At 40.4% G+C, this 13909-nt stretch carries 6 protein-coding genes; all 6 read right to left on the bottom strand.

Going from position 1 to position 13909, the window contains the following annotated elements; translation table 11 throughout:
• Positions 1-27 precede the first annotated feature (27 nt).
• On the bottom strand, positions 28-2133 hold the full coding sequence (locus tag ACUNWA_RS05640) for a right-handed parallel beta-helix repeat-containing protein (protein WP_445590912.1): 2106 nt from the start codon (positions 2131-2133) through the stop codon (positions 28-30).
• Positions 2134-2150: 17 nt separating this feature from the next.
• Entirely contained in the window at positions 2151-3041 is an 891-nt protein-coding gene (locus tag ACUNWA_RS05635; protein WP_445590911.1) for an alkaline phosphatase family protein, read from the bottom strand.
• A 79-nt stretch (positions 3042-3120) separates the two neighbouring features.
• Complete coding sequence (locus ACUNWA_RS05630; protein ID WP_445590910.1) at positions 3121-6252, bottom strand: DUF5107 domain-containing protein; 3132 nt, start codon at positions 6250-6252, stop codon at positions 3121-3123.
• A gap of 4 nt (positions 6253-6256) precedes the next feature.
• On the bottom strand, positions 6257-8479 hold the full coding sequence (locus ACUNWA_RS05625; RefSeq protein ID WP_445590909.1) for a hypothetical protein: 2223 nt from the start codon (positions 8477-8479) through the stop codon (positions 6257-6259).
• 541 nt (positions 8480-9020) lie between these two features.
• Positions 9021-12176, bottom strand: coding sequence for a glycoside hydrolase family 2 protein (locus tag ACUNWA_RS05620; RefSeq protein WP_445590908.1), 3156 nt, complete (start codon positions 12174-12176; stop codon positions 9021-9023).
• A gap of 94 nt (positions 12177-12270) precedes the next feature.
• Complete coding sequence (locus tag ACUNWA_RS05615; protein WP_445590907.1) at positions 12271-13908, bottom strand: RagB/SusD family nutrient uptake outer membrane protein; 1638 nt, start codon at positions 13906-13908, stop codon at positions 12271-12273.
• Position 13909: the final 1 nt, after the last annotated feature.

The raw sequence follows: 13909 nt of genomic DNA, 5'->3' as shown, positions 1-13909 counted from the left end.
GTTAAGAAAAAAATGATATTGGTTATTTTATTGGATGCCAATTTTATTGAAAGGAATGTTTTTGAATTCCTTTATTTTGAGGAAAAGTAGCGCATCTTCTTTTAACCCAAAATTCTTTTGCCCCATGTCAATAAATCCCGGGTCCTCATTTGTTTCCCAGTTGCTTTCCTTATAATCCAGCCATTCTTTTTTGCCATCCAGTAATTGTTTTACATCAACAAACACATTGTTTTCAACCAGGTTGCGTTGCGGCAAAGTAGGATTATCAAAATAGTTTACCAAATGAGGATATTGGGTGCTGTAAGGCGGATTTTTGTAATTCACAGCCTTCAGCCGTTTTTCAAATAAACCGTTTTCATCCAGCAAGCCTTTTGACCAGTTTTGCAATCGGTTATCGATATGAATTCCGATTTTATTTCCTATGAAAATATTGTTTTGGTAGATGTTATCAGAACCGCCCCCTAAAAGAACATTCCATTTTCCGGCTTGGTAGAAAACGTTGCCAAACACGGTCATGCCGCAGGCCCCATCGTCGTGATAAACGGCGCAAGTATTAAAATGATCCGGAATATTTTCGAAATAATTGTATCGAACAATGTTGCCTTGTTCTGCAGGATTACGACCATAATAAATTGCTCCCTGGTCTTCAACTTCAAGACATACATCGTGCAGGTAGTTGTACTCAATGAGGTTGTTATTGCCAAACATGAGGTAGATGGCCATGCTGGGAGTATTGTATATCTCACAATGACGGACTGCATTGCCCACTCCTGTTAAATACACCGCCGGACGATAGGATTTTTCAATGCGGTTTAAATCATGGAACAAACAATTTTCGACGAGGTTATTTCCTGTTTCTAAAGTAAGCAGGTTGCCACCTCCAAGAATTACACCTCCTGCTCCAAGGTTATAAAAATGGCATCCAATAATTTTGTTGTTCTTACCTCCTTCTCGATTAAACGTTGAATTAGCATATAAGTGTTGCTGTAAGCTTCCTACAATACCAGCTTGTGCCTCTCCTGTCCCTTCATGCCGATAGTCAGCAAATGGTTTAATGCCTTTTCCTACGGTAATACCCAGGCTGCCTAAGTTACGGAAGGTACAATTTTCGATGGTAATATTTTGAGTATTGCTTAGGGCTATTCCCAATCCTCGGGAACATTCAAAAGTGATACCTGAAATACTTACATTTTGGGTCGATTCGAGTATTAAAAAAGGTTGTTCCAAAATGGAGAACTCCAATGATTCGATTGCTTGTTCATCTGAAATAAAATGTAAAACACCTTCTTCCCGGTCAATATAGTATTCTCCCGGAGTGTCCAACTCGCATAGTAAATTTACGCCGTACCATTGTCGCCAAGATTTATCGTAGCCAAAACCATAAAGAGTGGCTGATGCTGTTGTAATTGTATTTTCCTTCGAATTTATGTTGGCGATTTTTACCATATCATCGGCATAGCCCCACATAAAGTATCCGGCCATCCAGGGATCTTTCTCGTTTGCCCATTTATCTATGCGCGAATTTTCGTATTTGATTACCCCTCCACGATTCGTAAAATCATCATTTCGAGGAATAGAGCCTTGCTTCAGTACCTTCCCCATAGGAAGCATCTTTTGGTTTGGCCAACGCGATAAGTGCATGGGGATTTTATTGACAAATATTTCGCCCCAGGCATTGCCATAGGGACGAGCAAATCCAACGTTCCGCAAGCTTCCATAATTGGTGATTCCAGCTTTTTTTAGCTTGACGGTGTAGTAATTTTCGGGAGCGTCATCACCGGAATTTTTTTGGATGAATTTTAGGGGGATAGAGGTGCCTCCGGTGAAAAAAACCGGATCATTAGGGTGTCCTTGTATCGCAATATTAGATAAGCTTTCATCGAGTGAAAGTGTTTTATTGATGGGGTAGGTTCCTCCTTCCAGATGAATGGTTACGAACGACTGGTCGCCGTTTGCTCTATTGGCTTGGACAACATTTAATGCTTTTTGGAGTGATGCAAATGGTTGCGTTTGGCTTCCCGAATATTGATCGCTTCCGGTAGGGGAGACAAAAAGACGATTTTCTTTTGCTGCAAGTGATGTGAAAAACAAGAGCCCCAAAAGGACAAAGCTGAAATTGAATGTATGATTCATGTGGATTTATTTTTTCGTTATATACCTACACTTTTTCCGTCCAAATCCCACTCAGGGTTTACCTGAATGCCTAAGTGCTTCAGAGCCGTAACTGCAATGTCAACAACATTGACTTGTTGATTAAGTTGGCCTTTTTTGACATTATTCCCGTTGGCAATATAAAAGATGGTGGTATGTTCCGGGATATCTTTTCCATGTCCGAAATTGCTACCTCCATGATCGGTTGAAACTAAAATTAGCCAATCTTCGGTATGGAAAGTTGGCCGTTCTTTTATGGCCTGAACCATTTTGCCAACTAATAGGTCTGCTTTTTCGATTGCTTTTAAATATTGCTGACTTTCTGTTGTATAGTCATGCTTGTGTCCGGCTCCGTCTACTTCATCCAATTGGACAAACAGGACATCCGGATCGCTATCTTTTAACAAATCAACAGCTCTGCGGGTTACTTTTTTATCTGTCAGGAGATAGTTGGCAATATCGGCATCACCTTCTTGCAAAATGTTATGAATGGGGCTCCAGTTCACCACCGAATAAGTTTTCATCGTTGGATTTTGTTCTTTTATCCGATGGAAGAAATGTGGATATGCTGACAGGTTCGGGTTTTTATATTCATTTGATATTACTTTATGCTTCTCGTGCCATACACCGGTAAGCATTCCGGTCCAGCAAATACCGCTGCTACTAATTGGGTCGGTTTTCGCATTAAAAGAATAGGCTCCGTTTTTCCATAACTGATCCAGGTTGGGCGTGTGGGCTTTCAACAAACAATCAGGTTTGCAACCATCAATACCAATAATTAGTACTTTGTTTTGTGCAGTGGCAAGAGTTACTGTAAATGACAAAATCATTAATATAATGACACTTCTTGTTGCTTGATAGCCCAGCTGTGTTGCTTGTTTTTTCATCATCGTTTATTTTAGAATGAATACTAGCGAAAAAGATAATAGTATTATAATCAGGTGTATTGATTTCATCCTTTAGGTTGGATTAATGGTTTGCCATCTGTTCAATTACATCTGTTAATAATTGAAATTCTTCATCAACAAACTTCGTATCGTAGGCTTGTATCTTTAGTTCTGTATTTAAAATGTTATGCATAATTTCTTGGTGGTTTTTCTCTTTTAATTTTGCAATAGCCCATTCAGTGTAAGCGTTGTTTTCTCTGTTTTTCTGAAGTAATTCTTCAAGCATTTCATGCTTCTCAAAATTTTGCAAAATCTTTAATTGAAGGTATAATTTTGAACTCTCATATAGGTATTCGGGGGTGTGGTGTTTCATGATTTGATGGAAGTATTGCTTGGCTTTTTCGATATCTCCTTGTTTTTGATAAGCTAGAGCCAACAGATAATTGTCCAGCCTTTCATCAACATCGTAATGTTTACCAACTCCTAAATGTTTGGGCCATTTTTTAGCATCTTGTGCGTATTGGATGGCTGAATTATAATCTTTATTGAGATACGCTTTGAGGGCTTGACGAATGTAAACTTCATGGTAAATAATTCGACCTTCAGTTGCTCCTTCGAACGGTAATACTTTAAAATCTTTTAAAAACATCGCACATTGCTCATATTTTTTGGAGTCTAATAAAATGCGGGCATAAAGCATTCCCAAAGACGACATTTCCGGGTGTCTTTCAAATAGGGTCTTGGCCTTTTTGCTGGCAGTATTCAAATCGCCGATCTCTTTGTAATAATTGATCCAAGCAAGTTGAAGACGCCAGTTAGTTTTATCGAAGGTATTGGCACGCGTCAATGTTTGCAGTTTTAGCGATTCATCCTTGGGGAATAGCTTCAGTTTGGCCAGATAAAAAGGGACAAAATCAGGTTCATCATTGCATTGCAGAAATAATTGCTTTGCTTCCTGAATATTTCCTTTACTCCATTGCTGCAAAGCCAGATAGTATTTTAGTTTCCAAAGATTGTTATTGGTTATAAAGTAGCGTAATATGTTTGCCGTTTCTCTTCGGTGAGGGAATATCATATCAGCAGGCATTTTTAGTACTTCGTTCAGCTTTTCCTGTTGGTGTTCTTGATCCAGAAAAGCCAACCATAAAGATACGATAGCCTGGTTTGGTGATAACTTAAGCAGTTCTTGAGCTTCCTGTTTTGCTCCATAGCTGAGGTAATCTGAGGCTAATTCTAAATAACTTTCGGCTGGGAGTTCGTTGCTTACTTGCTTCTGAACATCTTTTTCTTGGTGTATACCCCACCTAAACAGTTCAAAATGATAGAAAAGGCTAGTTGCGTCGGCATTATAAATACAGTCTAATACTTTCTTGGCTTTCTTTTGCAGGTTCATTTTTCGATACAACAAAGCCTTTATTTTAAGGGCAGAGACATTGTTAGAATTAAATGTCAAGGCCTTTTCGATGTATTCTAATGCTTCTTGCCACTTTTGCTCAGCCATCAATATTCGAGCTAATGAGGTATAGGAGGCTGTTCGGTAGCTAACGTCTTGGGAGGCTATTGAATAGCCGCTTTTTGCCCTGTTTATCTTACCTAAGTCTTCATTGATTAAGCCATAGAGGTAATTGGCTAATCCGTCATAAGTATTTATTGCCAGTGATCTTTTTACGTTTTCTAGCGCCTTGGAGAGATTTTGCTTTCTGTAGTAGCTTAATGACAACCGATTTAATGCAGGCGCATAGCTTGGTTCTTTTTCCAGGCTGGCTATGTAAGCTGTATGCGCCTCTGTATATCTTCGTTGCTTCTCTAGTTCAAGTCCCTTGCAATACAAACCATAAGCCGATTCCCAATTGAATTTATCGTCTGGCAATACCGGACGATCGGTTGAATTATCGATAAGGTTTGAATGATACATTAATAAATTATTGCCAAGCTCAACGCTAAAGTCTTTTTCTTTCGGGAGTAATATTGTTTCCTCAACTAATTCAAGAGGACTAAGCTTTACTTTTTTTCTGAAGACTTCCTCTTGCCCTACCTTTACGACTAATTCTTCATTCATGGGGCGAAGTGGGCTTAATCTCAATATTAGTTTTTCTCCCTGTCGTTCGGTATTTAATACGGCATACTCTGACGCAGCTACCATGCCTTTCGTTTCTTTTAGTGGAAACCAAATTTCATGCATTACATCGGCATCATAAGGTGTAAACTCCCGGTGTTTAAAAGGAGTGAACGTACTGCTGTGGGCGGCTTGGTTGAAAAGTTTTCCTGCTTGATATTCGATATATTGACCATTGGTGTCGGTCAATAGATCTTCCCATATCATGCCTTGTTCCGAAAGCCCCCAAATCCATATTTTTTTTCCCGGTTTATCATCATAACTGGCATGATGGGCAAAGCCAAAATCATCGTCATGCCAGTAGCCCCCGAAAAAATCAGAATAAGTACCCAAAACGTGGTAGGATTTGTAGATACCAAAGTCATTGTTCTCGTACCTTGAAATGTCTCTATCATTGTCTATCGGCCAGTCGCCCAATTCGCCTCCGTGGCCGATCCGTTGGTTGCCCGGATAAATAAATTCCAGGTTGCCATCTGCTTTGGCTGCTGCATTCATCCAGTGGTAATAGCTTACCGGAATCTTATTGGTGTTGAACCAGGAGACTTTGGTTTCAAAATAGGCCTTGTCTTTTTCTAGTTTGATTTCCACGTTCCATTTGGTGCGCGAAGGCAAATCCAAGGCGCCAACTACACAGGAAACACTTCCATCAGAATTTTCTTTAAGGGCGTAATCTACCGGTGTAGCACAGGTGGGTATGTGACCGATATCTCCAAAATTGTATTCCAGCCCTCCAGAGGACCATGCCCCGCGCATAGCGACATCACGAAATTTGACGACATCGTTGAAATATAGAAATTCCTTTCCAGTTGATTTTTCGATGGCTCCCCAAATTTTACCACCTACAGCAGGGCAAACATACACCTTAATATATGGATTTTCCAGAACAACCATTTTCCAGTCCTTAGGTGATCCCACATCGGTATAGCCGTCAAACCGGAAGTAAGGATATATTCGATTGATGGAGGGAACCGGGTCAGGTTCAGAGAACATATAGGTATTCATGTTCAGGCTTTCCTCGTAAATGCTTGCGTTTTGCGCTTTGGCTGGTTGCATGGCGAATCCGGCTAACAGAAAAATGAGTATCGCTTTTATATCCATTTGGTTAATTGTTTTTAATTCTTATAGCCTCTAAGATAATCGTTTGAAAAGGCTTAAGTATAATTCTGTGACGGCTGCTGGAACCTACAATTGATTCCACGTTATTCTCATCTTCTTTCCAAGGGCTTTTTAAACTAAAGGAGCCTCGATATTTTTCTGGAAGTTCAAAAAGCTCATTGAGTTTAAGTTCATATTCTACTGATTTATCGTTGGGATTACGTAAGGACAGGATGCCTTTTTCGGGCGACCACGATGCAAAGCCATAAACTTCCATATTAATCGGACTTCCGCCAATCCAATGCGTATCTTTTAGAATTGATTCGTTGGTTTTGGCCCATTTAGCGGCTTCGGCAAGTACTGGCCAGAATTCGGGTTTCATTCGGTCGTGGCTGATATACAACTCCTGCAAAGCTGAGCCTGCGGCAAAAGAAGACCACACCATATCTTTGAAATCATCAATGCTATCATTAATACATTTGATCGGGTGTCCCAAATTGGCGTAGGCAATTCCGACAGTCATGATAGAGTTTAACGGATAATTCGGAGCTTTATTCACAATATTATTGTGCAGTGTTCCATCGCGGTAAGTCATAAATTTCTGCGTACGTGTACCTTTGCCAGCCATGTGTAAGTCGCCCGATCCACGCCAGGTACAATCGGCATATTTCAACCAAAACGGCGATGGCCAAGAGCCTACGGTAATATTTACAAAGACATCGGGATTGTGCTGCCGAAGCGTTTTTATCAGTCGTGCGCCTGCTTCCATATCTGGCAAATATTTTGGATTAGAACCGCCAAAGCCATCGAATTTGAAATAGTTGACTTTGTAATTGTTGAGCATATCCAAAGCTCTTTCCTGAAAGCGTTTGTAGTAGTTTGGGCCAGCTAAACTCAGTCCGCGATCATTGGTCTCCAGTTCTTCACGGTGGGCCGATTCAATGCGGCGGCGCTGTGCTTCGAGGTAACCACCAAAGGGCGACATCCAAACACCAATGCCCGAATTATACTCTTTGCAGAGTTCAGCCTGCGGGGCAAACCCATTTGGAAATTTCGCAGGATCGAAATACCACACACTGTCCAGATTGTCCCATCCATCGTCGAAGACAAATGAATTTAGTTGAATATCGAATGGTTGAATGAATTTTTCATTCCAGGCATGCATGCGCTCTATCAGTTGTTTCGATGTAAAACTGGAAGCTCCATCATCCGTAATATCCCACCAGCAGTTGTAGTGCAGAAATTGTTGATACGGACGAGCTCGTTCGCGCTCAGTGTAGTAAAGAAATGCTCTGCGTTCTTGCCCTTCCGGCGCAACGCCCATTACTGACCATTCGGAAATTGTTTTTCCCGGAACCAGTTCATCTTCCCGGTTTATATAGAAGTTGAGAAACCCATCCGTTTTTCGATGGATGTGAAACGTTCCGGTTGCTACTTCCGGATTGGAAAGTTCAGCCTGAAGTGTATATTGTTTCGTTGTGTCGAATTGTTCCAACATTAACCGATAAAAATTACTTCCTCCGGCACCGTTCAATGGGTGTTTGTCGCTTGCGATGGGCTGTCCGTTTTTGAGTAAGGTGACCGATTCGATATTGTAATTGGCGGCTCCACCAGCGTGTTCAACCGAAATTATGTATTCGCCTTGGGCATCAATTATTTCCGAAATATTAATTTCAGCTTGGGTGATGCTACCAATACTTCGTGCTAGTAATGCTTTGCTGTGTGCAATAGGGTGTTCCAATCCAAAGAAAAAGTTTTTGAATTCGATGGTTGACCCGAGTACCGATCCGGCATAGCTGGCTCCTCTAAGTTTTCCATCGAAAAAAATCACTTTGCTTATTTCAATAGCTTCCTTCATTGCTTTTATTTCGATGTTCTGGCGAATGTAATTCGAGCCATTGCGTAGTTGTGCTTTCCAGCGAATAGCAATATTTCCATTCTCTTCAATCAGTAATGCAGATATTTCTTTTCCTGCAAAACGGAGTGCCTGCGTTGGTAGACTGTCGGTTGCTACAATATTACTTACTTTTGGTCTTTCCTGAAGCTGAAAATCGAGGTTGGTCAGTTGATTGCCATCTTCCAGTTCGATAGCGAAAAGTGTAATATCCTCCAGATTAACTGATTGTTGATCGTATTTGTTGGTGAGCTCACGAAATAAGATCGAATTATTCTCAATGCTCCATTTCGCGTTAAGTGCTTCATTGGATAAAATCAATTCTGTTTGCGTCAAGTCACACCTAGCTTCAGCCGGGTATTTGCCAGGGAAGAATGGAATTTCTTGTGTAATGGAATTGCTACAGGCCGTTACTATCAAAAAAATAAACAGTATGACTATAAGGTGTTTTCCTCCATGCCTGTGGCGGCTTTCAGTGCCGAATTGTATATTAAATCGATCCATTTTGTTTTGATTTAGGAAGTTATAGTTATTATATGTTTTTTTTTGCCACCTCTTTCAGATGGGAAAATAATTAACTGTTCAGCAGGCGAATCCACAAAGGGACTATATACCAAGAAAATCAGATCCACCTTCAAAAATATACCTTTTCTCTTTTGATATTACTTACTACATTAATTCCATTTAGAATAACACGTGTTATTCTAAATGGAGTAATGGTGGATTCGAGCAGGATTAGGAGTTTGTTCAAGTAGATCCTCTTCTGCTGTAGTAGCTTTTCCAGTATTTATAGGACTTTCTTTATCCTCATTTGCGTGTGTCTCATTTGATTAGTCTGATTCTTTTATGTTAATTTGATTTTGACTTAAGTTATAGACTATTTGTGTTGTAATAGTTTTGTTAAAAATATTTGTGCTGTTGGGTTTGTTTTTAGTTTGTTAACGAACTCCAATTCACAAATAATAATTTCACCTTTTCCTAAGGGGAGTTCTGCCACGGCAGCAGCTTTGCCATCGTCTTTTACCCAGTTCGTATTGCCGCTTGATAAAATAGGACTCCATCCTTCTGCAATAACAATTTTGTTTAGGAAAGGCATAATATATTCTTCTTTTTCGTCAAACCACATTCGGAAATCGAATGGTCTGGCATCTTTTGTGAAGCGGTGACCTGTTTGCGGCGATGCAAAATAGTAGCTTCCCATTGAGGTGTTTTGTACTGTTATTTCAGTGTCTCCAATTTGGTGTTTACCAACGGGGACATCAAAAAGAATGATTCGTTTGCCTGATTTGGCAAGCTGTTCAAATTCTTCCTTATTATTGTTGAATAACTGAAAGTCGTTTATCAGAATAATATCGGAAGAATAAAAATCTTTATTATTCTCAATTTGCAATGTTTCTAAGATGTATTGAGCTTGTGCAGTTGTGTTTCCCATTGCTGTAACTTTCTTGCTTGCAGATGAGTTTTGGGCTGGAAAAACATCTAGATTGTTCACGGTTGCATCAATTTGTTTTCCGTTTCCATCAAAAAGTGCTGCCCGCAACTGATAAGTTGTTCGTTTGTTTACTTTTGGAGTTTTAAACGAAATATTGCCCTGAAAACGTGAGCTGTTTGCCGGGATATCGGTGTTGGATTGTCCGGAGTATACTACTCGGCCATTTTGTTCCAATTGATACTTCAGCACATAATCTTGAGGTGTTGTGTTCGGATCGTGACATATCCAGGTTTCAAACTTAGTTTGTTCGCCACTCCAAAAGTGATGTCGGTCGGTGCGTAACGATACAATGGTTGGTTTCAATGCTTCCTGATAAGCAAAAAAGCCTTTTTTGGGGTTGCGGTCAACGTCCATAATGGTTTTCATCCAACCGGCAGGCCAGGCGTCGATAAACAGGTGCATCGCAAAAGTGACCATGTTGGTATCGCGACGGAAGGCTTCAGTAACCGTTTCCAATGCCCAGGCTTGATGTTCATGGCTGGCTTCGACCCAATCTATTAGTGAGTATTGGGTATTGTACCACATGTAATGAAACTTATGGGTTTGGGCGGCATAAATTCGGTTGGCCGTCCAGTTTTTCTCGTCGGCTTTGTTTTTTGGTAACCATTCTTTCGGATAATACTTATACATGGTTTCCACAGGGTCTAGTGCTTCAGCTCCAAACTCACCACAGCCATAGTACCAGCCGGGTTTTACCCATTGCCAGTACCCGCGTACCAGTTTCCCTATTCCCAAGCCTTGTCCGTTATACCAGGTATTATAGCAATGGTTATCGGGTAGCCCGGGCGTCGGTGGATCATAATCTCCATCGCTTTTCTTGATAACCCGATCGGGGTTCTCTTTATGAATGGCTTCATCCATTGCTCTAAAAAGGGAAAAGTACTCCTCAGGTTGAGCCATATTGCGATGGGGGTGTCCTTCTCCGTTGGGGAAGCGTTCGTTAATGTAGGTTACTAGAATATTGCTGGGATGGTTTCGGATCAGGCGTTCCATTTCAGCACTTTGCCGAACACATTCTTCCCATTGGTTATAGCGAATGCCACCAAAAGTAGGGAAATCTGTTTGCAGCATGATTCCCAGTTTGTCGGCATATTCGTATATCTCGGGTTGTACCGGGCGTTGGGTTAAGCGGATAAAGTTCATATTGCAAACTTTTGCAAGTAATAGGTCGTCGATTAATTGATCCCAATCTTTTTGGTAAACATCCTGTTGTAAGAACCCCATGGAGTTTGCCCCTCGTAAGCGAATTTTTTCATTGTTGAAATAGAGTCGTCCTTTGGGAATCGAAACAGTATCCATTTTAAAGGAACGCATACCAAAAGATTGTTTGTAGGTGTCTGTTACCTGCTTATTTTCATTCAGAACTTTTACTTGCGCTTGGTAAAGCCAAGGTGTTTCGTTACTCCACGAACGGAAGTCGGACATGGGAATTTTATAGAAGAAGTAGTTAACGCCATAGCCTAGCTTAATACTGCTTTGTTCCCAATCGGTTGGTTTCTGCAAATCTCCAATACCCGGAATATGCAGGGCAGAAGGAATAATGAGGGAGTCTTTTAGCACCGTAGCTTCAAAGTTTTGCCCAAAAACTGAAATTTGAAAAGTAACAGGAAGGCGTTCTTCATTAAAATTATTCACTTGAAGCCTTAGTTCAGCCATTCCTTCGTCATATAGTGGGCGGACAAAAACATCTTCAATATGGATGGCGTTGCGTGTTTCCAGGTAACAATCCTGATAGATTCCCATGCCGGCAGCGCATTGATGGCCGCCATCGTTAAAATTGTCATAACCTAATCCGGTAACACCGTATATTTTATCTCCAAATATTCGTTCTTTTCCTGCGGCAACAAAGCCGGTTGTAGTGTAGTCGTTTTCAACTTTCACCAATAAGGTATTTTTGCCTGTCTGGGTAAATTTGGAAACATTAAATTCGAATGGTGCGAAAAAACCTTCGTGGGAGCCAACATAAGTGCCATTCAAAAATACACTTGCTTTGTAATCTACTCCTTTAAAACATAGGAAAAGTTCCTGTCCGTTTAGAGTTTCTTCAGGAATGTTCAACTCTTTAAAATAGTAGGTGACGGCTCTTCCGTATGGAGCATCAAAATGAGGAACAGTTACTTGTTCCCATGTTCCTTGTCCTTGCAAGATGGCAATAAAGTTCTTTTGATCTTCTGTTGTTTCCTGTCTCCATTGAAAGTTTTTCAATGGTATCCTTTTTCGATAGCTTGTAATTTGTGGTGCTAACTCTTTCAGGAAAGGGAGGTAGGTATTACGAGCTTGCTGAAGTTGTTCTTTTACTTGTGCTGGAGTGCGCTGAGGAGTTTGGACAACAAATTTATTTTTGTCGTTCCTGTCGAAAGGAAGGACGATATCGGGTAAAACTGGAGGTATTTTTTCTTCGAGCAGCTTGTAGCGCTCATTCTGGATTTTATTGCCTATTTCGGCAAAGAAATCTTGTTGAGCAATGCAGTCTATTGGATTTGCAAATGTGCAAAACAGCAAAACAAATAAGGCAGGAGGAAATAATCTTTTTATAAACATGAGCTACTCTTGTTGAAATTCTAAAAATTGAAAGTAGATGTCACCAGTAGTGTACTGATGACATCTACCCTTTTAAATTCAAGGATGCTACAAATTAGTATCCCGGGTTTTGTTTAAATTCTGAGCCAACATTCCGGTCGATAACTGACTGGGGAATTGGAAACAGATTATTGTGTTCTTTAATTGTGCTTTGTGAAAGAGGATATCCAAAACGTCTGGTACGATCATAGATCAAACCTAGTCGTCCGAGTGTCAAAGTTCTGAATTCTTCACCATAAAGCTCACGCAGACGCTCGTCCAGAATATAATCAATAGTAACATCTGACTCTGAGATTAAAGGTGCCTGAGCACGTGCTTTGATTACATTAATGTCATCAGCAGCTTTATCTTTTTGCCCTTTTCCCAAATAGGCTTCGGCACGCAATAAATAAGTTCCGGCCAAGCGCATCACATAGAAGTCGGGAACAAATCCATTGTCGGGTTTACCATCCTTGTGTTTATCTGTTCCGAATTTCTGGAAATTTGGATAAATGTACCACATTGAATCTTCTTTTGCTGTGAGAAATGATTTTGGAATCAGATCACCTTCGGCATAAGAAACTCCATCAACGGTTACATCAGCAGCAAAGTAATATTTGCGTTTAACGCTTGATTCAAGATTCCTGATATCGTTTTCTGTATTTTGCCAAATGCCATAATTAACATGGTCAGTACCTCTTAAAAAAGCAACTCCACGTCCGGTAGTATCAGTTGCAGCACCACTGTAACCTGCTTTACTAAACAGCCAATACCTGTTCCACATGGCGCGTTCAATGGTTGGACGACCATAATTAACAGTTCCTCCTGGCAAGTTATATTCGAATTGAGCAACCCAAATGGCTTCTTTATTCCCGGTTTGATAATTGTGATTTCCCATTCGGAACAAATCCCAATAGACGGTTTTTCCTGGCTCATCGGCTCTAAGGCCAAAGCGCTCAGTCATTAATTGATAATCGCCATCAGTACCATCAATAACCCTTGTGGCAGCAGCAATCGCGCCATCCCAATCTTTTAGGCAAATATTAATCTCAGCTAATAAATGATCAGCAGCGGCTCTCACAACTCTCCCGGGAGTATCTGTCGTTATTGGCAAATTAGATTTTGCAAATTCTAAATCGTCTTTAATAAATGCATAGCACTCTTCTTTTGTATTTCTTGCGAAATCTACTTTAGGTTCTGTTACTGGGGTGTCAATAATGGGCATACCTCCATAAATATTCACTAAGTTGCGATATGACCAGGCTCTGAAAAACCGACCTTCCGCAATTATCCCATTCTTTTCGACTTCACTATTCCATTTAACACCTTCTTTTTGGGCTGCATCAATAACAGTATTGGCATATTTGATCATTTGAAAATTGATGTTATACCAATTGGAATTATAGCTCTCAAATTCATTAACCAATGTCCAGTCGTTGTATGCCACATCCTCTGCCAGAGCATAGTGCATGGCATCCATTCCATAGCCATTTTGCCATATATTGGCAGCACCATCACCCGAGTTGTACATCGATTGCAAAGTTCTATAGTTTGATCCTAACAATGATTCGAACTGAGACTTACTTAAAAAAGCATTGTCGGTGGTAAGTGCATCCTTTCGCTGTTCGCTTAAGAAGTCAGCATCCGATTCACAGCCAGTAAGAAAAAAGAAACCAGCTGCTACTATAATTAATATGTTTTTATATAATTTCATA

Source organism: Sunxiuqinia sp. sy24 (assembly GCF_052677165.1).
The sequence above is the reverse complement of the archived record's forward strand: the minus strand, read 5'-3'. Positions and strand labels throughout refer to the sequence as shown.